The following is a 22,015-nucleotide window of genomic DNA, read 5'->3' as shown; positions in this document are numbered from 1 at the left end:
CTCAACTCGCCCAGGGCGGCCGGGGGTAGGGCATCCCGCGCAGCTCCGTCCCGGTGACCAGCTCGCGGGCGAGCTCCTCGATCTCCGCCCGGCCACAGACGAACACCAGCTCTTCAGCGGTGAGTTCCAGCTCCACCCCGAAGAACCCCTCGAAGGCCATCCGCCTGCCTGCGACCTCGCTCCCGTCCACCCGGAGCGAGGTCGCGGTCGTCTCCAGGTGCCGGACGAAGTCCCAACCGTCCAGCCACTCCGGGATGCTGACACCCCTCGGCAGGTCCTGGGCGTTCATCGCGAAGTTCGTCAGCACCTCCGCGAGGGAGGGGTGCCGCACGCTGGGCCGGGCCGTGGCCACCAGCAGGCGGTTCTGGCCAGGCGTCGCGTAGGTGACGTCCAACTGGTAGACGAGGCCGTTCTGGCCGGACCTGCCGAGCACGTAGATCCACTCGGCGGGCGGAGCGACGAGCATGGCCACCCGCCCACCGTAGGCGGCGAGTTGCTCGGCGTCGGTCGGAATGTGCGGCACCGGATCACCGGGCTTCGAACGGAACACGGGCTCCCCCTGGGCTCGTCGGACCAACCCGCCCATCCTCCCGCACCCAACATCCCACCGTCAGCGGGACGTTGAAAGCTCCAGCTCCCCCTCGGCCGGCACGGCGAAGAAGGCCGCCACGTCGGCCGCCGTCACCTCGGCCAGGGTGGCCGGGGTCCAGCGGGGGTTGCGGTCCTTGTCGATCACCTGGGCGCGGATGCCCTCGGGGAGGTCGGGGTGGGTGAGGGCGTGGACCGAGAGGCGGTACTCCTGGGTGAGGGTCTCGGCCAGGTCGGCGTGGCGCCGGGCCAGCCGCAGGGCGGCCAGGGTCACCTTGAGGGCCGTCGGTGAGTGGGCCAGGATCAGCTCGGCGGCCTCCTTGGCCTCCGGCAGACCGGCCGCCTGCAGCCGGGCCACGATCTCCTCCACCGTGTCGGCCGCGTAGCACTCGTCGATCCAGGCCCGCTGCGCCGCCAGCGGCGACTCGGGAGCCTCGGCCGTGTACTCGGGCAGCGCGGCCACCGGATCCGCGGCGGCCAGCAGCTCGGGCAGCGCGGCGGAGGGCACGAAGTGGTCGGCGAAGCCGCAGTACAGCGCGTCGCCGCCGGTCATCGCGGCAGCCGTGAGCGCCAGGTGGGTCCCGATCTCCCCGGGGGCCCGCCCGAGCAGCCGGCTGCCGCCGACGTCCGGCATCAGCCCGATCCGGGTCTCCGGCATCGCCACGGCCGAACGCTCCGTCACCACCCGCAGGTTCGCGTGCGCGGAGATCCCGACCCCGCCGCCCATGGTGATCCCGTCCATCACGGCCAGGTACGGCTTCGGGTACCGCGAGATCAGGTGGTTCAGCCGGTACTCGTCCCGGAAGAACCCCCGCGCCTCCCCGCCCCCGGCCTTCGCACTGTCGTGCAAGGCCCGGATGTCAGCCCCGGCACAGAGCCCCCGCTCCCCCGCCCCGCTCAGCACCACCGACCGCACCGCCCCGTCGGCCGCCCACTCCGTCAACGCCGCGTGGATCTCCCGGACCATCCCGTACGTCAACGAGTTGAGAGCCCGCGGCCGGTCCAACCGGATCCGCCCGGCCCCCTGCTCGATGGACAGCCGTACGTCGGTGCTCATCCGCCCGCTCCACTCCCTCGGTGACATCCGTCCGGACACCGTACTCGGGTCCGGCAGGGGCCCGGCCGCCAGGACCAGCGGGCGGCGACCGGCCGCAGCGGGTCTGATGGGAAGTGGCCGGCCGCCGACCGGGGCGGCCCGGGTGGCAAGGTGGCTGCCGATGTCTGCTCCCGTGATCCTCACCAAGGGCTCCCCGACCGTCTCGCTCGCCAAGCACGGCGCGGCCTCCGGGCTGATCCGCGTCAACCTCAACTGGGCCTCCCCCAAGACCGCCGCCGAGCGGCGGGCCACCGAGGCGACCGGGTTCTTCGGCCGGATGAAGGCGTCGCTGCGGGCCGGCGCGGCCAAGGAGGTGGACCTCGACCTCGGCTGCATGATCCTGCTGGCCGACGGCGGCAAGACCGTGGTCCAGGCCCTGGGCAACTCCTTCGGCTCCGTGCACGGCTACCCGTACGTCGCCCTGGATGCCGACGACCGCACCGGCGCCAGCGCGGGCGGCGAGAACCTGGTAATCAACCTGGACCACCAGGCCGAGTTCAAGAAGCTGCTGCTCTTCGTCTACATCTACGGGGGCTCCGGTGACTTCCGGGGCCTGGACGCGGTGACCAGCCTGGTCTCCGACCGGGGCGACCGCTTCGAGGTGCACCTGGACGACAGCCCGCCCGGGGCCCGGGGCTGCGCGATCGCCCTGATCAAGCGCCAGCGCGGTGAGCTGGTGGTGGAGCGCGAGGTGCGCTGGTTCACGCCCCAGCAGGGAGTCAGCGTGCACGAGGCGATCTCGCGGGCCTACCGGCTCGGGATGTCCTGGACGCCCGGCCGCAAGTGACCGGCCCCAGGGTCGGCCCTCACCCGAGTGGCCGAACCCGGGCATGGGCCATGCAACGAGCGGGGATATGCGAGGAACTGCCCCCGCCCCCCCGGAGGGCGGCGCAGGGAGCTGATCGTGACTGACACCGGTCCACTGAGCGGCCTGCGAGCCGAGGAGTTCCCGTACCTGGATGCGCACGGTGAGGCGTACCTGGATTACACCGGGGCCGCCTTGGCGCCGGTCTCGCTGGTGCGGGGCAGCGCCGAGCGGCTGACCGGGCGGGCGTACGGGAACCCGCACACGGCCAGCCCCGCCTCGCTGGCCTCCACCGGGCTGCTGACCGAGGCCCGGCGGGCCATGCTCGACTTCTGCGGCGCCGCGCCCGAGGAGTACGCGGTGGTCTTCACCCCGAACGCCACCGGGGCGCTCCGGCTGGTCGCCGAGGCCTTCCCGTTCGGGCCGCATCGCCCGCTCGCGCTGCTCCGCGACAACCACAACTCCGTGCTCGGCCTGCGCTGCCACGCGGCCGCCGCCGGTGCCCCGGTGCGGGTGCTGCCGCTCGGCCCGGAGCTGCGGGCCGAGGCCACGGCGGTGACCGCCGCGCTGGCGGCCGGCCCGCCCGGCCTGTTCGCCTACCCCGCCCAGTCCAACGCGACCGGGGTGCGACACTCGCTCGACTGGGTGAGTGAGGCCCGGCGGCAGGGCTGGGCCGTGCTGCTGGACGCCGCCGCCCTGCTGCCCACCGCCGGGCTCGACCTCACCGCCTGCCAGGCCGACTTCGTGGCTTTCTCCTGGTACAAGATCACCGGCTACCCGAGCGGGGTGGGCTGCCTGCTCGCCCGGCACGAGGCGCTGGCGGCGCTGCGCCGTCCCTGGTTCGCCGGCGGCACTGTCCGGGTCTCCGCCGCCGCCCCCGCCTGGCACCTGCCCGCCCCGCCGCCGGAGGGCTTCGAGGACGGCACCACCGCCTTCCTCGCCCTCCCCGACGTGACCGCCGCCGCCCACTGGCACGGCCGGATCGGCTACCCCGCCCTCGCCGCCCACAGCACCCTGCTGACCCGCCGTCTGCTCGACGGCCTGACCACCCTGCGCCACCCCGGTGGCGAGCCTGCCGCCCGCATCCTCGGCCCGGCCGGGACGGCCGACCGGGGCCCCACGGTCGCCTTCCATCTGCTGCGGCCCGACGGCACCCCGTTGGACGAACGCCTGGCCCAGGCTGCCACGGCCGCCGCCGGGATCAGCGTACGGACCGGCTGCTTCTGCAACCCCGGCGTGGGCGAGCAGCAGAACGGCCTGACGGCCGATCGGATCGGCAAGGCACTGCGCGGGGGCGCCCCACTCACCACCGCCGACTATCTGCGCCGACTCGGGCGGCCGGTGGTGGGCGCGATCCGCGCCTCGGTCGGCGCGGCCAGCAACGCGGCGGACGTGGATCGGCTGCTCACCGTCTGTGCCGAGCTGGTCGCCTGCTCCCCCGCCGAACCCGCCGAGCCCCGGCCCGGCTGCTGACCCCGCCGGGGGTGACCTCCGTCTCGCGGGCTGAGACTGGCGCCGAGGGTACTCGGTCGTAGATCGTAGGCGGCGTCAGTCAGTCGACAGTCCGCCGAGTCTGTCGGCCCACAGGGATGGAGCTGGAACGCATGGGCGAGTACGGGACGATCCTGGTCGAGCGCAAGGGGCGGGTCGGGGTCATCACCCTCAACCGGCCGGAGGCCCTCAACGCACTCAACAACCAGCTGATGAACGAGGTGGTGGCCGCCGCCACCGCCTTCGACCGCGACCCCGAGATCGGTGCGATGATCATCACCGGTTCGGAGAAGGCTTTTGCCGCCGGCGCGGACATCAAGGAGATGCAGACCAACACCTTCCCCGAGGTCTACCTGGACGACTGGCTGGGCCCCTGGGACCGCCTGGGCCAGCTCCGCAAGCCCGTGGTGGCCGCCGTGGCCGGGTACGCGCTGGGCGGTGGCTGTGAGCTCGCCATGCTCTGTGATGTCCTGCTGGCCGCCGACACCGCGAAGTTCGGGCAGCCCGAGATCAAGCTGGGCGTCATCCCCGGCATCGGCGGCTCCCAGCGGCTGACCCGCGCCGTCGGCAAGGCCAAGGCGATGGAGCTCTGCCTGACCGGCCGGATGATGGGCGCGGAGGAGGCCGAGCGCGCGGGCCTGGTCTCCCGGATCGTCCCCGCCGCCGAGCTCCAGGCCGAGGCCCTCAAGGTGGCCGAGACCATCGCCGCCATGTCCACCCCTGCTGCGGTGGCCATGAAGGAGAGCGTCAACCGCGCCTTCGAGACCACCCTCGCGGAGGGCGTCCGCTTCGAGCGCCGCCTCTTCCACGCCGCCTTCGCCACGGCGGACCAGAAGGAGGGCATGACGGCCTTCGCCGAGAAGCGCCCGCCCAAGTTCGAAAACCGGTAGTTGCACCATCAGGGGCGCGGGGAACTGCGCGCCCAGCCCGGGAGCTCGCCGCAGATCGCAGAGATGCCCAGTTGCACCGTCAACGGATAGTGCAAGTGGCTCACTGTGTAAAGTTGCGACACATACCGGGCTGGCCGCGCCGTTCCCCGCGCCCCTGGACCGTACTCATGAAGCATCTGCCATGGGCTCCGGCGGAGTGCTCAGCCGGGCCAGGCCGCCGCGGGTGGCGGCGACGACCACGTGGTCGCCGGGGGTGAGGCGGCGGGCCCGGTCGGCGTAGTTCCACTGGTAGTCGTCGGGGCGGCGGGCCAGGCGGACGGCTATCACCCGGACGCCGCCGCCGTGTTCGATCTCGTTGAGGTTGAGGCCCAGGAGGCCGGAGCCTTCGTCGGCGGCCAGTTCGGCGATCAGCAGGACGTGGCGGTAGACCGAGAGGGTGCCGAGCACCTCACGGCCCATCAGGGCCGCCGCGAAGGCCGGGGCCGAGAGGTAGGAGACCGAGCGGGAGGCGACGTTGCCCAGGGTGGCGTAGACGTGCTGGGCGAAGTCGTCGTCGAACAGGCGGACCACGATCCGGACTTCGCCCCGCAGGGCCCGCGCCTCCAGCGCCGCCTCCAGGTTGGTCGCGTCGTCCGGGGTGACGGCGACCAGCGCCCGGCAGTGCTGGACGCGGGCCCGCAGCAGCTGGCTCTCCAGCGGGGCGTCGCCCACCAGGACGGGGAGGCCGAGGGCACGGACGGCGGCGATGCCACGGGCCTGCGGGTCGCGTTCGACGCAGACCACCGGGACGCCGGCCTCGCGGACCAGGGTGGCGACCCGGGTGCCGACGTTGCCGAGGCCGACCACGACCACGTGGTCGCGGGTGCCGGCGCCGGGGGCCTTGGGGAGGCCGCGGCGGCCGGTGGCGAGGGCGTCGACCACGATGGCGGTGAAGACCGGCATGAAGGTGATGCCGCAGAAGGTGATCAGGACCTGGGCGACACGTTGCAGGGCGTCGGAGGCCGAGGCGTGGGCGCCCTGGTCGGGTTGGGCGGCGCCCGCCATGTCGAGCAGGGTGAGGTAGACCGTCCAGCCGAACTGGCCGGTGAAGTACCAGATCACGCCGGCCGAGAGCAGCACCGCGGTGAACGCGGTGATCAGCAGCAGCCGCAGCCGGGCGCTGGTGAAGAACCGCAGGGCGTCCAGCAGGCCCCAGCTCAGTCGGCGCCACCAGGGGATGGCCACCGGTGGTTCGCTGCCCAGGGTCTGCAGGGCGGCGATGCCCCCGGCCGACGCGGCGGCCGCCGGCTCGCCCTCCACCGCGCGGGGCAGTTCGACCGGCCCGTCCGAGGCCGTCCGCTGGGCGAGTGCGATGAACTCGGCGGAGCGGTGGCGGGCCTCGGGCAGCAGGCGGAGCTTCCCTATGTCGTGGCGGTCGATCTGGTCGGCCACCACGCAGATCTGGTTGGACTGGATGTCATCGTCGTAGGCCACGTAGAGGTAGCGGTCGCCGACCCGCACCGTGTTGGGGCGGCTGAGCGCGCCGTTGGCGAAGGCCGGCGCGGCGGTGGCCGAGCCGGAGAGGGCGGCGCAGTTCGGCAGCAGCCGGCCGATGTGCTCGCTGAGCCGCTGGTTGAACATCCGCAGCACGATCCGGATGCCCGGGTTGTGGGTCTGGGCCTGGAGCGCGGCGTGGATGTTGTCCTGGTCGGAGCCGTCCACGAGGGCGATGCCGCGCGCCCGCTCCACCCCGGCGGCGCGCAGCGCCTCGGCGGTCAGGCTGCCGTACTCCAGCACGGCGGCGACCCCGGGCAGGGCCGCTATCTGCGGCGCGTGATCGCGCGTCAGTTCGGGCACCAGGACGACCACGGGGACCTCGTACTGCTCGACCAGCTCGCGGACGAGCCGGTGGGCCAGTGCGTTGCCGCCGCAGACGAGGTAATGGTTGCCGTACGGCTCGACCGGCAGGGCCCCCCACCCTTCATGCGTCATACCGCCGGAGTGTAACTGAGCCGATCGGTCGTACGGGTGACGACCGGATGACTGATTGATCGTCAATCTCTCACCTCCTTCGCCCCCTACCCGGGGATGCTGCACCGCACACGAACCCCGATCGGCCCGCCCCGAGGAGATCCGCCGTGCCCAGGAACCACCGCCGGTACGCCGCCCTGCTGGGGGCGCTCGCCCTCGCCCTCGCGCCCCTGCAGGCGGCACCCACGCCCGCGCACGCCGCGAGGCCCACGCTGGTCTGGTCGGACGAGTTCGCCGGCCCCGAAGGCACCGCGCCGGACCCGCAGCACTGGCACCACGTGCTGGACGGCCAGGGGCACGGGAACCACGAGCTGGAGGACTACACCGCCGATCCGGCCAACGCGGCGCTGGACGGCGCCGGGCACCTGCTGATCACCGCCCGGGCGGCCGACCCGGCGGCCGGGCTCACCTGCTGGTACGGGCCGTGCACGTACACCTCGGCCCGGCTGGACACCGACGGGCTGTTCTCCGCCGCCGCGCCCGGGCGGTTCGAGGCCCGGATCAAGCTGCCCTGCGGCACCGGGCTCTGGCCCGCCTTCTGGGCGCTGGGCACCAGCACCGACCGGATCGGCTGGCCGGCCGGCGGCGAGATCGACGTGATGGAGCAGATCGGCTCGGAGCCGGGCACCGTGCACAGCGCGCTGCACGGCCCGGGCGGCTTCCAGGACGTGACCGCGCACGCGCTGCCGGCCGGGCAGCGCTTCTGCGAGGACTACCACGTCTACGGGGTGGAGCGCCGGTTCGACCGGGTGCTCTTCTCGGTGGACGGGGTGGTGCACCACACCGTGCTGCAGAGCCAGGCCGGCTGGCGCTGGGTCTTCAACGCGCCGTTCTACCTGGTGCTCGACCTCGCGGTGGGCGGCGACTGGCCCGGGCCGCCCGACGCCGGCACCGTCTTCCCCGCCGTGATGTCGGTGGACTGGGTGCGCGTCTGGCGCAACTGACGCACCCGGCGGCGGGCAGTGGCGACCGGACTCCTTCGGGGACGGCCGGAGCTGACTGAATCAAGGGGCGTCATTGGCCCGCGCATGGTGCCGCTCGCATGCTGACCCTTGACGGCCGTCCCGCAGGTACGGGCGGCCCCGAGCCCGGGAGCAGCCGCAGTGATCAATGTCGCCGTCATCTACTACTCCGCCACCGGCAGCGTGCACGAGCTCGCGGTGGCCGCCGCCGCCACCGCCGAGCAGGCGGGCGCCACCGTCCGGCTGCGCCGGGTGGCCGAGCTCGCCCCGGCCCCGCTGATCGCCTCCGACCCGGCCTGGGCGGCGCACGCGGCGGCCACCGCCGACCTGCCGGTGGCCACCCTGGCCGACCTGGAGTGGGCCGACGCGGTGCTGCTCGGCACACCCACCCTGTTCGGCCAACCGGCCGCCCAGATACGGCAGTTCATCGACACCACCGGCCGGATCTGCTGCCGGGGCAAGGTGGTCTCCTCCTTCGTCTGCGCCACCGGCCCGTGCGGAGGCCACGAGCGCGGCCTGCCCGCCCTGGACAACGCCTTCCAGCACTGGGGTGCCGTGATCGTGCCCGCCCGCCGCTCCGAACTCGCGGGCTCCGCCGACGAGTTCGAGGACGGCACGGACGGCGTGGAGCCGGTGCACGCCGAGCTGGAGGCGATCACCGCCGTGCAGACCCAGACCCGCCGGGTGCTGGAGGTGGCCGGCGCGCTCGGCCTGGTCGTCCGGGCCGCCGCCTGAGCCGGGCGCCCGCAGGGCCGATCTGACGGGGTAGGGGCGAATTCACCGCTACCCCGTCCGGCAATTGACGAATCCTCCGAATGCCCGACGGTACCGGGCGGATCCGCTGAGAGGCTGCCGCCGTCAGCACCCGTCTCCCGTCCCGAGACCACGCCGACCCGGCGGGATCGAAAGGGTATTCATGAGCAAGAGTCAGATCGAGATCTGCATCGTCGGCGCCGGCCCCCGGGGGCTCTCCGTCCTCGAGCGCCTGTGCGCCAACGAGCGGCACTCCCCCACGCACCCGCTGGTGACCGTGCACGTGGTCGACCCGGCGGCGCCCGGGGCAGGAGCGGTGTGGCGCCCCCAGCAGTCGCGCCACCTCCTGATGAACACCGTGGCCTCCCAGATCACCGTCTACACCGACCACAGCGTCCGGATCGACGGCCCGATCGAGCCGGGCCCGAGCCTCTACGAGTGGGCCAAGAGCCTGCTGGAGCCGGGCGGCCGGGGCGAGGCCGACGACGTCACCCTCGCCGAGGCCCGCGACCTGGGCCCCAACACCTACCCGAGCCGGGCCTTCTACGGCAGCTACCTGAACGCCAGCTTCCTGCGGGTCGTCCAGAACGCCCCCGCGCACGTGATGGTGCTGGTGCACCGCAGCCGGGCGGTGGCCATGTCCGACGTGTACGGGGTGGCCGGCGGCCCGCAGGGCGTCCGGCTGGAGGACGGCACCCGGCTCAACCAGCTGGACGCCATCGTGCTGGCCCAGGGCCACGTGCCGGCCCGGCTCACCGCCCGCGAGGAGCGGACGGCGGCGCTGGCCCGGATCCACCACCTCGCCTACATCACCCCCGCCAACCCGGCCGACCTCGACCTGGCCGACATCCGGCCCGGCGAGAACGTGCTGATCCGGGGCCTCGGGCTCAGCTTCTTCGACCACCTGGCCCTGCTCACCTCCGGCCGGGGCGGCCACTTCGTCCGCGCGGGCGGACGGCTCACCTACCGCCCCTCCGGCTTCGAGCCCAAGCTCTACGCCAGCTCCCGCCGGGGCGTGCCGTACCACGCGCGCGGCGAGAACGAGAAGGGCCCGTACGGGCGTTACCACCCCCAGCTGCTCACCGCCGACTACATCGAGGTGCTGCGCAAGCGGGCCGGCAGCGAGGACCCGGTGCAGTTCAGCCTCGACCTGTGGCCGCTGATCAGCCGCGAGGTGGAGACGGTCTACTACCAGACCCTGCTCGACTCGCACGGCCGGCCGGCCGACGGCGAGGAGCTGGCCGACCGCTACCTCGCGGCCGACCTGGAGTCCGAACTCGAGGCGCTGCTCGACGAGTTCGAGGTGCCGGTGGAAGAGCGCTGGTCCTGGGCCGAGCTCTCCCGGCCGTACGGCGACCGGGTCTTCGCCGACCGGGCCGAATTCCGCGAGTGGCTGCTGGACCACCTGCGCCGGGACGTCCGGGCCGCCCACCTGGGCAACCTGAGCGGCCCGCTCAAGGCCGCCCTGGACGTGCTGCGCGACCTGCGCAACGAGATCCGGCTGGCCGTCGACCACGGCGGCCTGGACGGCGACTCGCACCGGGACGACCTGGAGGGCTGGTACACCCCGCTCAACGCCTTCCTCTCGATCGGGCCGCCGGCCTCGCGGGTCGAGGAGATGATCGCGCTGATCGAGGCGGGCGTGCTGGAGCTGACCGGCCCGCAGACCGTGGTGCGGATCGACGTCGCCGGCGGCACCTACGTGATGAACTCCGAGGCGGTGCCCGGCCCGCCGGTGCGCTCCACGGTGCTGATCGAGGCCCGGTTGCCCGAGCCGGACCTGCGCCGCACCGCCGACCCGCTACTGCTGCACCTGCTCAAGACCGAACAGGCCACCACCTTCCGGATCGACGGCCAGGACGGCACCAGCTACGAGACCGGCGGCCTGGCCGTCACTGAGCGCCCCTACCGGCTGGTCGACGCCAGGGGCCGGGCCCACCCGCGCCGGTTCGCCTACGGCGTGCCGACCGAGGCCGTGCACTGGGTCACCGCGGCGGGCATCCGCCCGGGCGTGGACTCGGTGACCCTGGGCGATTCGGACTCGATCGCCCGGGCGGCGCTCGCGCTGGCCCCGGTGGCACACGTACCGGCCGAGGTGCGGCCGCCGTACGCCGAGGAGGCGCTCGCCGGGGTGATCGTCTGACCCGACCTGCCCCCGAGGGCGACGGTGACCGGCCGTCCCCACGGGGCAGTCTGCCCTCATGGACCGTTAACTCTTGTTTACTCCTGGCGCTTTGCGTTTGAATGCGCTTCAGTGGGTGTCCGATTCTGATCGGAATACCCTCGCCACGCCAGGAGCCCCCGCATGTCCAGACCCCGTCCTCACCGGTCCGCCGCCGTCCTCGGACTGGTCGCCGCCTTCGGCGCCACCGCCTGTTCCTCCGGTGGCAGCGACGGCGCGGCGCCGATGGCGACCGGGCGGATCACCCTCACGTACCTCCAGAAGCAGGGCGACCAGGGGTACTTCAAGACCGAGGCGACCGGCGCCCGGGCCAAGGCGGCCCAACTCGGCGTGGACCTCAAGGTGGTCGACCTGGGCACCGACCCCCGGCGCGCGGTGCACGAGGTGCAGGCCGCCGCCCAGGGCGGCAGCAACGGGGTGATCGCGGTGCTGCCCGACCCGGCCGCCGGGCCGGACGTGGTGCAGGCGGCGAACGACGCCAGGCTGCCGCTGCTGACCTCGGACGACCAGGTCTGCGCGAGCGACCCGGACCCGTCCGCCTGCAAGAAGACCGACCTGGTGCCCCGGATCGGCTTCAACGGCAGCCAGCTCGGCGCCGCGATCGGCAAGCGCAGCGCCGAGGAGTACACCAAGGCCGGCTGGTCGCAGTCGGACACCCGGATCGTCTCGCTCTGGAAGTTCGACGTGACGGTCTGCACCGACCGGATGAACGCCGCCAAGGACACCTTCATCAACACCGCCGGGGCCAGCATCCAGAAGCTGGACGTGCCGACCGACAACACCGTGGACGGCGCCAAGGCGCAGCTCGCCCAGCTGATCCGGGCCCAGGCCGGCGTGCGGCACTGGATCGTCTGGGGCTGCAACGACGAGAACGTGCAGGGCGGGATCGACGCGCTCCAGGCCGCCGGGGTGCCCACCGAGTCGATCCTCGGGGTGGGCCTGGGCGCCTACCTGGCCTGCCAGGACTGGCAGGCGGGCAAGCCGACCGGGATGAAGGCGGCCCTGTTCATCAACGGCTCCGACGTGGGCGCCCGGGCCGTCCAGACCATGTACGACCGGCTGCGCAAGGGCACGCCCTTCCCTGCCGAGGTGGCCGTCACCCCGCAGATGGTGGACGCGGCCGGCTGGCGCTCCTCCGGCCTCGGCTGCGGCTGAGAGCCCGGTGCGGGGGCCCGCGGCCCGTTCGGCCGCGCGCCGATTGCCGGAGCCCCCGCACCCCCGAAGACTCGGAGGCAGCGTCCGCCCGCCCGGTGCGGACGCTCCGGCGAGGACGAGCGGAGTGCAGCGGTCATGGCGGTCTGCGTGGTGTGCAAGAACGACTACTGGTTGGCCTTCGAGATCAAGACGGTCAGCGGCGACACCTACACCTTCGACAGCTTCGAGTGCGCGATGGAGAAGCTCGCGCCCCGCTGCGAGTACTGCCAGGTGCGGATCGTCGGCCACGGGGTCGAGGTCTCCGGCAAGTTCTTCTGCTGCGCCAACTGCGCCCGCCGCGACGGCGGCCTGGGCGAGCAGATCCGCGACGCCGTGGGCACCCACCCCGGAGTCGCCCAGGGCTGACCCGGCCCGGCCCGCCGGGGGCTCAGACCCGGGCGTGGGCGGCGATGTCCGTCTCGAAGGCGGCCAGCAGCTCGGGGGTGACGGTCGGTCGGCAGGCAGCGATGGCGGTCAGGTAGTCCTCGGTGGTGGCCCCGGGCTCCGCCTCGCCCCGGCCCGGGTCGCGCTCGAAGGCGGTCTGGGCCGCCGCCCGGGCGGCGTGCTCGATGTCGGCGGGGGTGAACCACTCGCTGGCGGCGACCAGCACCGCGAGGTCGACCTCGGGGCGGGCGGCGGCGTAGCGGGACCAGATCGCGGTGCGGGCCGCCGCGTCCGGGGTGCCGATCGGGATCAGGTAGTCGAACCGGCCGGGCCGCAGGAAGGCCGGGTCGAGCGAGCCGATCGCGTTGGTGGCGCAGACCAGCAGCCGCTCCTCCCCCTCCCGGAAGCCGGGGATGAGCTTGAGCAGCTCGTTGGTGACCCCGTGCATGCCGCCGGGCGCCCCGGCGCCGCGCACCGGCGCGATCTCCTCCACCTCGTCGATGAAGACCAGCACCCGCTCCAGCTCGGCGATCCGGGCGAAGGCGGTGCGCAGCGCCGCCGCCAGATTGCCCTCGTCGGCCAGCCGGGAGGGCAGCAGCTCGACGAAGGGCCAGCCGAGCCGGGAGGCCACCGCCCGGGCGAAGGTGGTCTTGCCGGTGCCGGGCGGCCCGAACAGCGCGACCGCGCGGGGCGGCAGCACCCCGTGCCGGGCGGCCCGCTCGGGCTCGGCCAGCGGCCGGACCACCCGGCGCTCGATCAGGCTCTTCTCCGCCGTCATCCCGGCCACCTTCTCCCAGAGGTCGCCGGGCAGCAGCCGCCCGCCGAGCTCGTCGAGCAGGCCGTCGCCCGGTCCGTTCGGCTCGGTCTTCTCGAAGTAGGCCACGGCCGGGCGCCGGGTGTACCCGGCGTTGCGCAGCCCCTCGCCGAGCAGCTCCTCCTCCGGCAGCACGTAGGCGATCCGCCGCACCTTCTGTCCCAGCAGCCGCCGCTCCAGCTCGCGCAGCAGCGCACTGGCCAGGCCCCGGCCGCGCCAGGCCGGGGCGATCGCGATCCGCATCACCCAGGCCCGGTCGCCCGCCAGGTGGGCGAGCGCCGCGCCGATCGGCTCGCCCTGGCTGACGGCCACCACGGCGGGCTGGCGGGAGGTGAGCGCCGAGAGGCACTCGGCGAGCGAGAACACCGACTCCTGCCCGAGGCCGGCCGTGGTGTCGATCAGGTGGACGACGGCCGCGAGGTCGTCCTCGCGGTAGTCGTGGATGAGCCAGTGCACGGGAGCCTCCGGGACGGGTCGGGGTGTGTCCGGCACGCTAGGGCCCGCGCGCCCCGCCCGGCCCGCGCCGGAACGGACAAAGCGGGCCGCCCTTTCCGCCCTCCCGACCCTTGTCTCCCGGCCCGTCTCGGCAGGTGAACGGTGCCTCCCGGTCGCTCTCAGAAGGTGAACGGCAGGCTCCGCACCCGGTGGTCGAAGCTGGAGGCGACCAGCTCGGGCTCCCCGGTGGACCGCAGCTCCGGCAGCCGGGTGTACAGCTCGCCGAGCACCGCCCGCATCTCCTGCCGGGCCAGGTGGGCACCGAGGCAGAAGTGCGGGCCGCCCCCGCCGAAGCCCAGGTGCGGGTTGGGCGAGCGGGTGAGGTCGAACCGGTCCGGGTCGGCGAAGACGGCCGCGTCCCGGTTGGCCGAGCCGAAGAAGAGCACCACCTTCTCGCCCCGGCGCAGCTGCGCGCCCCCGAACTCGCAGTCGGCCGCCACGGTGCGGCGGAACTGGACGATCGGGGTGGCGTACCGGACGATCTCCTCCACCGCGCCGGGGAGCCGCCCGCCCAGGTCGGCGGTGAGCAGCGCGCGCTGCTCGGGGTGGACGGTGAGCAGGTGCAGGCCGTGGGCGAGCGCGTTGCGGGTGGTCTCGACCCCGGCGACCAGCAGCAGGGAGAAGAAGGCGCCGAGCTCGCGGGCGCCGAGCCGGTGCCCCTCCACGTCGGCGGTGACCAGGGCGGAGATCAGGTCCTCGGTGGGCCGGCGGCGGCGTTCGCGGCCGATCGCGGCGATGGTGAGGTACAGCCGGGCCAGCGCGGCCAGCCCGCGCCCCGGCACCCGCAGCCGGGTGCGCCGCACCCCGGTGGGGGCGGTGGCCCGGTCGATCTCGGCCAGGATGGCCCGGCGCGGTGCCTCGGGCACGCCCATCAGGTCGCAGATCACCCGGTACGGCAGCTGGGCGGCGACGGCAGCGACGAAGTCGGTGGGCCGCTGCGCGACCACCTCGTCCACGAGCTGGGCGGCCGTCCGCCGGATGTCGGCCTCGGCCCGGGCTATCAGGCGCGGGGTGAAGGCCCGGGCCACGATCCGGCGCAGCCCGGCGTGGTGCGGGTCGTCCAGGTTGACCATCGAGTCGCCGAACACCATCCGCACCCAGCGCGGCGGTTCGGGGGTGGTGACGCCGGGGCCGCTGAGGAAGAGCGCGGGGTTGCGGCTGGCCCGCACCACGTCGGCGTGCCGGACCAGCGCGTGGAAGCCCTTGCCCGTCCGGGGGTCGGTGCAGCGGACGGGGTGGTCGAGCTCCCGCAGCCGGGCGAAGGCTGCGGCCCTGGCCTCGGCCGGGAGCTGCCAGAACTCCGGCTGGGCGGGGTTCGGCCCCGGCCCGTGAACGGAGTGAGCGTGCTGCGCGGGGACACCCGTGGCGGTCATCGACCCTGTATCGCGTACCGCCTGACGGAATGTCAAATTTCCTTTACTGTGCGTTCGAATGCATTTCTGCGCTCGTCATATCGTCGTTCTCGTCCGATTCCTCGCCGTCCGCGCCGTTCTCCACGGGCACCAGCTCGCGGGCCAGCAGCGTCGCCCCGGCCACCGCGCCGGGCATCAGCAGCACGGTGACCATCGGCACCAGGAAGAGCAGCACCAGCGGCGCACCGAAACCGAGCGCCAGTCCGAGCCGCCCGCGCAGCATCCGCAGCCGCTCGGGCTGCGGCACCCCGCGCCGCTGGAGCGCCACGGCCGTCAGCTCCACGGTCAGGAAGAAGCCCGAGACCCCCACCCCGATCACCGGCACCACCGTCTGCCCGACCACCGGGACGAACCCGCAGGCGAACAGCAGCACCCCGAACCCGCCGGCCCGCAGCAGCACCGCCAGGCTGTCCCTGGTGGCGATCACCAGCTCCCGCCAGAGCGACAGCTCCGGCGCCGCCGGGGCGCCGCCCTCGGTCTCGTCCACCTTCGCGGCCAGCGACTCGTAGAACGGCTGCCCGACCAGCAGCGTCACGGCGGTGAAGGTGACCGCCGCGAGCAGCGCCCCGCCACCGATCAGCGCGGCCGTCACCACCCCGCGCAGCACCCCCTGCCAGGGCGAGCCCCACCCGTCGGCGAACGGCGTCATCCAGCGCACCAACCCGCCCGATTCGACCACCAGGGCGGCCATCGCCACCAGGTACCCGACCATCGTGATCAGCGCCGGGATCATCCCGAATCCCCACCACCGCCCGTGCCGGGCCACCCACTTCTGGCCCTGGAAAAGGAGCCTCATCCCCACCGCAAGATCTCGCATACCGGCAGCCTACGGGCCGCCCGCCGTGAGCAGGCTCACCGCCCGGCCCGGTTTCGACCACCCACCGCGATTCCACCGTCGCATTCCGCCACGAATCTCACTTTGGGCCCTCCCACCTTCACCTCTTGCTTATGTTTCGTGCACGGATGGTGATTCGACGAGCGCTTTCGGTCACCAATTCCGGCAGTTATCCAACCGTCACCTTTGCTTTTGTCCGGTTCGTGGGTTTTGCTTCATCGGACCGCCCGGCCACTGACCGAGCGGGTCCACCGGGTGCAACGCCTAGTCCTGCCGGCACCCGTGGGCACTACCGAGCTCTGTAACGGCAGGAGCGGGGGACCCAGGTCAGTACGCCGTCCGGACACGTCCGGGCGGCTTGGGGTGAAGCCGCATTCCGCGGCCGGGCATCTCCAGCCCGAACCCGACAGCTCACCTCGTCGGCGTCGGAGAGGAACACCCATGTCCGCACGGGGCAAGCACGCACGCCGTCACACCCGCCCGCAGCTGAACAAGGTCGCCATCGCCACCACGCTGGCCGCGACCTTCGCGCTCCCCCTGGTCGGTGTCACCACCGCCTCGGCCCTCGCCGACTCGGGCTCCGGCCACCACTCGTTCACCAGCAGCGTGGACGCCCAGCACGTCGCGCACACCGCGCCCGCCGCCGCCACGAAGACGCTCACCGACCCGGCCAAGGCCGCCGACCCCACCGCGCACCACCTGGTGGACGGCGACTGGCACCCGGTCCACACCGGCAAGCCCGCCGCCCAGGCCGGCCTCGCCGACGTCGCCCAGCGCCTCGGCCTGGACGCCGCCACCCCGGTCGCCACCCACCAGGCCCCGGCCGCCACCCCCGCCGTGGCCCCCGCCGCCGCGCCGGCCCCCGCCCCGGCCGCTGCTCCGGCCCCCGCCGCAGCTCCGGCTCCGGCTCCGGTCACTGCGCCCGCGCCCGCCGCGCCGGACTTCTACGCCCCGCTGGCCGAACCGAGCATCGTCGAGAACTGGGGCGTGCCCGGTCACCTGTGGGCCAGCGGCCACCACACCGGCGTGGACTTCGCGGCCTCCGTCGGCACCAGCCTGCGGGCCGTCGGCGACGGCACCGTGGTGACGGCCGGCTGGGGTGGCGCCTACGGCAACCAGGTGGTCATCCGCCTGGCCGACGGCAAGTACGCCCAGTACGCCCACCTCTCCAAGCTCCAGGTGCACGCCGGCCAGTCCGTCACGGCCGGCCAGCAGCTCGGCCTCTCCGGCGCCACCGGCAACGTGACCGGCCCGCACCTGCACTTCGAGATCCGCACCACCCCGAACTACGGCTCCGACATCGACCCGGTCGCCTACCTGCGGGCCCACTCGGTCAACGTCTGACCTTCGTCCCACCCAGCGGCGCGCGGCGCCCCCCGAGTCCGGGGGGCGCCGCGCGCCGCTGTCGTCCGAGCAGCCTCAGTTGAACCGGTCCGGGTCCGGGCCGGTGCGCAGGCCGCGGTCGGTGGCGGCCACGGCGGCCAGCTCCTCGGGGGTCAGCTCGAAGTCGAACACGTCCAGGTTCTGCGCGATCCGGGCCGGGGTGACCGACTTCGGGATCACGATGGTGCCGAGCTGGAGGTGCCAGCGCAGCACCACCTGGGCCGGGGACTTGCCGGTGCGGGCCGCGATCGCGGTGATCGCCGGGTCGTCCAGCACCGCGCCCTGGGCCAGCGGGCTCCAGGCCTCGGTGGCGATGCCGTGCTCGGCGTGGAAGGCGCGCAGCTCGGCCTGCTGGAGCCCCGGGTGGAGCTCGATCTGGTTGACGGCCGGCACCAGCTCGCTCGCGTCGAGCAGCCGCTCCAGGTGCGCGGGCTGGAAGTTGGAGACGCCCGCCGCCCGGATCCGCCCGTCGGCGGCCAGCCGCTCCAGCGCCCGCCAGGTGTCCAAGTAGAGGTCGCGGGCCGGGGTGGGCCAGTGGATCAGGTAGAGGTCGACGTACTCGAGGCCGAGCCTGGCCAGGCTGGTGTCGAAGGCGCGCAGCGTCGCCTCGTACCCCTGGTCGGCGTTCCAGACCTTCGTGGTCAGGAAGAGCTCCTCGCGCGCCACCCCGGACTCGGCCAGCGCCCGGCCGACCCCGGCCTCGTTGCCGTAGATCGCGGCGGTGTCGATGCTGCGGTAGCCGGTCGCCAGGGCGGTCTTCACGGCGGTGGTGGTCTCCTCGTCGGGGACCTGGAAGACGCCGAAGCCGAGCTGGGGGATCCGGACGCCGTTGTTGAGCTGCACGGTGGGGACGGTGGTCATGATCGGTTCCTTGCCTTGGTGCGGGGGTGGGTTCAGTGGAGGACGGGGCTGGGCGCGGCGGCCGGGGTGGCGCCCGGGACGGTGGTTGTCGTGGCCGGGGCGCGGCGCTCCAGGGCGGCGGACCAGAAGGCCAGCAGCAGGGCGGCGGCGGCCAGCGCGGCGCCGACCCAGTTCGGTGCGGTGTAGCCGAGGCCGGCGGTGATCACCAGGCCGCCGAGCCAGGCGGCCAGCGCGTTGCCGAGGTTGAAGGCGCCGATGTTGACGGCCGAGGCCAGCGTGGGCGCGCCGTGCGCCTGGTCGAGCACCCGCTTCTGCAGCGGCGGCACGGTGGCGAAGCCGAGCGCCCCGACCAGCAGGATGGTGACGGCGGCCGCCACCTTGCTGTGCGCGGTGACGGTGAACAGCCCGAGCACCAGGGCCAGCCCGCCGAGGCTCACGTACAGCATCGGCATCAACCTGCGGTCGGCGTACCGGCCGCCGAGCAGGTTGCCGAGGAACATGCCGACCCCGAACAGCACCAGCAGCCAGGTGACGGCGCCCTCGGAGTAGCCGGCGACGTTGGTCATCATCGGGGCGATGTACGTGATGGCGGCGAACACCCCGCCGAAGCCGAGCACGGTCATCGCCATCGCGAGCAGCACCTGCGGGTTGCGGAAGGCGGTCAGCTCGCGGCGCAGGTGGGCGCCCTCGGGCCGGGGCAGCTCGGGCACCAGCTTGGCGATCCCGAGCAGGCCGACCAGCCCGAGCGCGGCGACCACCGTGAAGGTGGCCCGCCAGCCCACGGCCTGCCCGATGAAGGTGCCGAGCGGCACACCGACGATGTTGGCCACCGTCAGCCCGGTGAACATGGTGGCGATGGCGCCGGCCTTCTTGTCCGGGGCGACCAGCTCGGCCGCCACCACCGACCCGATCCCGAAGAACGCGCCGTGCGCGAGCGAGGCCACGATCCGGCCGCCCAGCATCAGCCCGAAGCTCGGCGCGAGCGCCGACAGCAGGTTGCCGACGGTGAACAGCCCCATCAGCAGCATCAGCACCGTCTTGCGGCTGATCCTGGTGCCGAGCACCGTCATGACCGGCGCGCCGAGGACGACGCCGATCGCGTAGCCGGTGACCAGCAGCCCGGCGGTGGGGATGGACACGCCGTAGTCGGCGGCGATCTGGGGCAGCAGGCCCATGACCACGAACTCGGTGGTGCCGATCCCGAAGGCCCCGATGGCCAGGGCGAGGAGTGCGAGAGGCATGGCGCTACCCTCCGTGCGATTGCCTGTGCGTCTTACGAGCTTCGACAATAGTTGCAGGCGCGCTATATGTGCAAGCGCTGGCATTGCCCGATCGCCGCTTGAGCCTGGGTGCCGGAGGGGACGCCTGGGCCTGGGTGCCGGAGGGGACGCCTGGGCCTGGGTGCCGGAGGGGACACCTGGGCCTGGGTGCCGGAGGGGGCGGGACGGGCGGCGGGCATTGAAGTGCGCGGCGCCGGTGCTTGCAGAAGCCTGCTACCGGCCCTGGCCGGTAACGACTCGGGCGGCTTATCCTGGGGTCATCTCGACACCCGGCCCCTGGAAGGAGTGCGGCACCCATGACCGCCACCGACCCCGCACTGACCGCCCTCGCCAGCGGCTGGTCCGCCCTGTACGTGCTGTACGGCCGGATCGAGGCGCACATCGAGCGCGCTCTCCAGGCCGAGCACGACCTGAGCGTGCGCGAGTACTCGCTGCTGGACGTGCTCAGCCGCCAGCACGACGAGGAGGGCGGCCACCTCCAGATGAAGCAGGTGGCCGACGCGGTGGTGCTCAGCCAGAGCGCGACCACCCGCCTGGTCACCCGCCTGGAGGACCGGGGCCTGCTGGCCCGCTACCTCTGCCCCACCGACCGCCGGGGCATCTACACCAACGTCAGCGAAGCCGGCCTCACCCTGCTCGAAGCGGCCCGGCCGACCAACGACGCCGCCCTCCGCGCCGCGCTCGACGAGGCCGCCCGCAACCCCGACCTGGCTCCACTGGTCGCGGCCGTCGAGGCCGTGAAGCCGGGCACGGCCGCCACTCCGGCCGCCACTCGGGCCGCCTGAGAAAGTGTTGGGTAAGCGGGTGACTACTCGTTCTTGAGGTCATCGGCGAGGCGGCGGGCTGCTTCGGTCTCGATGGGGCCGCGTGGTTCGACCTCCTCGCCGGCGAGGCGGGCGGCCATCAGGCGGATCATGGCGACCTTGATCATCGCTTCGGCGTGCGCGGTCTTGCGCTCGTAGTCCCGTGCCAACCGTCTGCACCGCCCCAGCCAGGAGAATGTCCGCTCGACCACCCACCTGCGGGGCAGCACCTGGAAGCCTTTCACATCCGCGTTGCGCGGCACCGCCACCACCGTCAGGTTCTCGTGCGCGGCAGCCCAGCCGACCAGACCGGCATCGATCGCGTTGACGTAGCCGCCGTCGACCCAGACCAGCCCGACCTGCGGGAACAGACCACGGATGCCGGCCAGGACCAGCTTCGCGCCCGCCCGCTCCTGGACGGACGCGGAGTGCACGACCGCCTTCAGGACCAGTCCACAGCTGTCCACCAGCAGGTGCCGCTTGCGGCCCCGGACACGCTTGCCCGCGTCGTAGCCGATCGCCTCGCCGCCCTGGTGACTGCGTACGGACTGGGAGTCCAGCACCGCCGCCGACGGCTGCGGATCCCGACCGTCCGCGACCCTCACCCGGTCACGCAACACGTCGTGGACCCGGTCCCACGTCCCGTCGGCGCTCCACGCACGAAACCACCGGTAGGCCGCGTCCCACGGCGCCAGGTCGTGCGGCACCAGCCGCCAGGCACAACCACTGACCAGGACGTACAGAACCGTGTCGACGACCAGGCGGCGAGGGAACTTCAGCGGCCGGCCGCCCCTGCGCGGATCCCGCCCCGGCAGCAGCGGCTCGATCACCGCCCACTGAGCATCCGTCAACGACGAGTCGTACGAAGGCTTGCACGAACAGACACACATACCGGTGATCCTCGCGGGCTCCTCGACCACGAAGATCACCGGCCGCACATCACACCAAGCAGTCGATCAATTACCCAACACTTTCTGAGGCGCCGGGCCCGGCGGCTCCGGCGGCTCAGACGGCCGCGACGGCCGCCCACGCAAGCTCGCGGAAGCTCGCGGAAGCTCGCCGCCCGGGCCTTCCCTAGCCGGGTGCTTCAGCCCGCCGTCGGGGCGAAGAGGTAGCGGTCGATCATCAGGGCCGCGTCGTCGAGGGTCAGCGAATCGCCCTCCGGGTCCTCCTTGAACGCCTGGTCGAGCAGCGAGGAGCCGACGGTGACGGCCAGGCGGACCCGGCGGCGGGCGTCCTCGGTCTCCGGGTAGCCGTAGCCGGCGGAGAGTGCGCGGTGCAGGTGGGCGGCGATCTCCCGGTCCACCTGCTCGCCCTCGGCGCGGAGCGCCGGGAGGCGCGGGCCGTGGTACCAGAGCCAGCGGTAGCCCGGCACGGTGCGGAACCGGTCGGCGTACGCGGTGAGCAGCCGGCCGATCAGCTGGCGGGAGCGCTCGGGCAGTGGGTCGGCGGTGAGGCGCTCGGCGATCTCCACGTCCGAGCGCTGCCAGCCCCGGAGCAGCGCGACCAGGATCGCCTCGCGGTCCGCGAAGTAGCGGTAGAGCGCGCCGATCGAGACGCCGGCCTCGGCGGCGATCAGCTTGGTGCCGAGTTCCTCGTACGGCGTGGTCTCCAACAGCCCGGCGGTAGCCGCCAGGATCCGGGCCACCTTCTCCCGGCTACGCTGCTGCTGCGGTGCGGCGGTCTGCTCACCCACGCTCGACCCCATCTCCTCCCGGCGCCGGCCCTCTGTGGGCGGTGCCCGTTCGTGCCATCCCGTTCCAGGGCCATTCTGACG

General features: G+C 73.3%; 20 protein-coding genes and 1 riboswitch. Of the genes, 10 read left to right on the top strand and 10 right to left on the bottom strand.

The annotated features are described in order from the left end of the window. Window position 1: 1 nt before the first annotated feature. Together CFP65_RS30690 and CFP65_RS30685 are read right to left on the bottom strand one after the other, a co-directional pair. Window positions 2–550 (bottom strand): hypothetical protein, encoded by a 549-nt coding sequence (locus tag CFP65_RS30690; RefSeq protein ID WP_104819234.1) that lies wholly within the window; start codon window positions 548–550, stop codon window positions 2–4. Window positions 551–610: 60 nt separating this feature from the next. Further along, the gene (locus tag CFP65_RS30685; RefSeq protein ID WP_104819233.1) at window positions 611–1,645 is read right to left on the bottom strand and encodes an enoyl-CoA hydratase/isomerase family protein; all 1,035 of its coding nucleotides are present in this window, start codon (window positions 1,643–1,645) and stop codon (window positions 611–613) included. 160 nt (window positions 1,646–1,805) lie between these two features. On the opposite strand from CFP65_RS30685, the gene CFP65_RS30680 reads away from it, so the two are divergent. The 3 genes from CFP65_RS30680 (at window position 1,806) to CFP65_RS30670 (ending at window position 4,870) form a co-directional block, all read left to right on the top strand. Next, window positions 1,806–2,471 (top strand): hypothetical protein, encoded by a 666-nt coding sequence (locus CFP65_RS30680; protein WP_254552650.1) that lies wholly within the window; start codon window positions 1,806–1,808, stop codon window positions 2,469–2,471. 117 nt (window positions 2,472–2,588) lie between these two features. Beyond that, the gene (locus tag CFP65_RS30675) at window positions 2,589–3,962 is read left to right on the top strand and encodes an aminotransferase class V-fold PLP-dependent enzyme (RefSeq protein WP_158702442.1); all 1,374 of its coding nucleotides are present in this window, start codon (window positions 2,589–2,591) and stop codon (window positions 3,960–3,962) included. Between the two features lie 116 nt (window positions 3,963–4,078). Further along, window positions 4,079–4,870, top strand: a complete 792-nt coding sequence (locus CFP65_RS30670; RefSeq protein ID WP_254552649.1) for an enoyl-CoA hydratase — start codon at window positions 4,079–4,081, stop codon at window positions 4,868–4,870. 165 nt (window positions 4,871–5,035) lie between these two features. On the opposite strand, the gene CFP65_RS30665 is transcribed toward CFP65_RS30670, so the two are convergent. Continuing rightward, on the bottom strand, window positions 5,036–6,841 hold the full coding sequence (locus CFP65_RS30665) for an NAD-binding protein (RefSeq protein WP_104819230.1): 1,806 nt from the start codon (window positions 6,839–6,841) through the stop codon (window positions 5,036–5,038). A gap of 146 nt (window positions 6,842–6,987) precedes the next feature. Here CFP65_RS30665 and CFP65_RS30660 point away from each other — a divergent pair, with 146 nt between their 5' ends. The 5 genes from CFP65_RS30660 to CFP65_RS30640 all read left to right on the top strand — a co-directional run bounded on the left by CFP65_RS30660 (window position 6,988) and on the right by CFP65_RS30640 (window position 12,337). After that, complete coding sequence (locus tag CFP65_RS30660; RefSeq protein ID WP_158702441.1) at window positions 6,988–7,824, top strand: family 16 glycosylhydrolase; 837 nt, start codon at window positions 6,988–6,990, stop codon at window positions 7,822–7,824. Window positions 7,825–7,983: 159 nt separating this feature from the next. Continuing rightward, window positions 7,984–8,577, top strand: a complete 594-nt coding sequence (locus CFP65_RS30655; RefSeq protein ID WP_104819228.1) for a flavodoxin family protein — start codon at window positions 7,984–7,986, stop codon at window positions 8,575–8,577. Window positions 8,578–8,758: 181 nt separating this feature from the next. Next, complete coding sequence (locus CFP65_RS30650) at window positions 8,759–10,738, top strand: FAD/NAD(P)-binding domain-containing protein (protein ID WP_104819227.1); 1,980 nt, start codon at window positions 8,759–8,761, stop codon at window positions 10,736–10,738. 162 nt (window positions 10,739–10,900) lie between these two features. Further along, window positions 10,901–11,932, top strand: coding sequence for a substrate-binding domain-containing protein (locus CFP65_RS30645; RefSeq protein WP_104819226.1), 1,032 nt, complete (start codon window positions 10,901–10,903; stop codon window positions 11,930–11,932). Window positions 11,933–12,067: 135 nt separating this feature from the next. Beyond that, the gene (locus CFP65_RS30640) at window positions 12,068–12,337 is read left to right on the top strand and encodes a Prokaryotic metallothionein (RefSeq protein WP_104819225.1); all 270 of its coding nucleotides are present in this window, start codon (window positions 12,068–12,070) and stop codon (window positions 12,335–12,337) included. A 22-nt stretch (window positions 12,338–12,359) separates the two neighbouring features. Here CFP65_RS30640 and CFP65_RS30635 read toward each other — a convergent pair whose 3' ends face one another. The 3 genes from CFP65_RS30635 to CFP65_RS30625 all read right to left on the bottom strand — a co-directional run bounded on the left by CFP65_RS30635 (window position 12,360) and on the right by CFP65_RS30625 (window position 15,893). After that, window positions 12,360–13,625 carry an ATP-binding protein gene (locus CFP65_RS30635; protein WP_104819224.1) on the bottom strand — a complete coding sequence of 422 codons (1,266 nt, stop codon included), beginning with the start codon at window positions 13,623–13,625 and terminating at the stop codon, window positions 12,360–12,362. A gap of 158 nt (window positions 13,626–13,783) precedes the next feature. After that, window positions 13,784–15,037: a cytochrome P450 gene (locus tag CFP65_RS30630; protein ID WP_104819223.1), complete on the bottom strand. Its 1,254-nt coding sequence runs from the start codon at window positions 15,035–15,037 to the stop codon at window positions 13,784–13,786. 43 nt (window positions 15,038–15,080) lie between these two features. Continuing rightward, complete coding sequence (locus tag CFP65_RS30625; RefSeq protein WP_104819222.1) at window positions 15,081–15,893, bottom strand: EI24 domain-containing protein; 813 nt, start codon at window positions 15,891–15,893, stop codon at window positions 15,081–15,083. 298 nt (window positions 15,894–16,191) lie between these two features. Beyond that, a riboswitch (cyclic di-AMP (ydaO/yuaA leader) is annotated at window positions 16,192–16,349 on the top strand. A 3-nt stretch (window positions 16,350–16,352) separates the two neighbouring features. Here CFP65_RS30625 and CFP65_RS42225 point away from each other — a divergent pair. After that, the gene (locus tag CFP65_RS42225; RefSeq protein WP_104819221.1) at window positions 16,353–17,255 is read left to right on the top strand and encodes a M23 family metallopeptidase; all 903 of its coding nucleotides are present in this window, start codon (window positions 16,353–16,355) and stop codon (window positions 17,253–17,255) included. A gap of 75 nt (window positions 17,256–17,330) precedes the next feature. Here CFP65_RS42225 and CFP65_RS30615 read toward each other — a convergent pair whose 3' ends face one another. Then, a complete protein-coding gene (locus tag CFP65_RS30615) occupies window positions 17,331–18,155 on the bottom strand; it encodes an aldo/keto reductase (protein WP_104819220.1) in 825 nt (274 codons plus the stop codon). Window positions 18,156–18,187: 32 nt separating this feature from the next. Beyond that, window positions 18,188–19,396 carry an MFS transporter gene (locus tag CFP65_RS30610; protein WP_104819219.1) on the bottom strand — a complete coding sequence of 403 codons (1,209 nt, stop codon included), beginning with the start codon at window positions 19,394–19,396 and terminating at the stop codon, window positions 18,188–18,190. Window positions 19,397–19,731: 335 nt separating this feature from the next. On the opposite strand from CFP65_RS30610, the gene CFP65_RS30605 reads away from it, so the two are divergent. Continuing rightward, a complete protein-coding gene (locus CFP65_RS30605) occupies window positions 19,732–20,220 on the top strand; it encodes a MarR family winged helix-turn-helix transcriptional regulator (RefSeq protein ID WP_104819218.1) in 489 nt (162 codons plus the stop codon). Between the two features lie 23 nt (window positions 20,221–20,243). Here the strand turns inward: CFP65_RS30605 and CFP65_RS30600 are convergent, their stop codons facing one another. Together CFP65_RS30600 and CFP65_RS30595 are read right to left on the bottom strand one after the other, a co-directional pair. Then, window positions 20,244–21,128, bottom strand: a complete 885-nt coding sequence (locus CFP65_RS30600) for an IS5 family transposase (protein WP_104821039.1) — start codon at window positions 21,126–21,128, stop codon at window positions 20,244–20,246. A 197-nt stretch (window positions 21,129–21,325) separates the two neighbouring features. Further along, window positions 21,326–21,934 (bottom strand): TetR/AcrR family transcriptional regulator, encoded by a 609-nt coding sequence (locus CFP65_RS30595; protein ID WP_158702440.1) that lies wholly within the window; start codon window positions 21,932–21,934, stop codon window positions 21,326–21,328. Between the last annotated feature and the right edge of the window lie 81 nt (window positions 21,935–22,015).

It is taken from the genome of Kitasatospora sp. MMS16-BH015 (assembly GCF_002943525.1).
Classification (GTDB): domain Bacteria; phylum Actinomycetota; class Actinomycetes; order Streptomycetales; family Streptomycetaceae; genus Kitasatospora.
The sequence above is the reverse complement of the archived record's forward strand: the minus strand, read 5'-3'. Positions and strand labels throughout refer to the sequence as shown.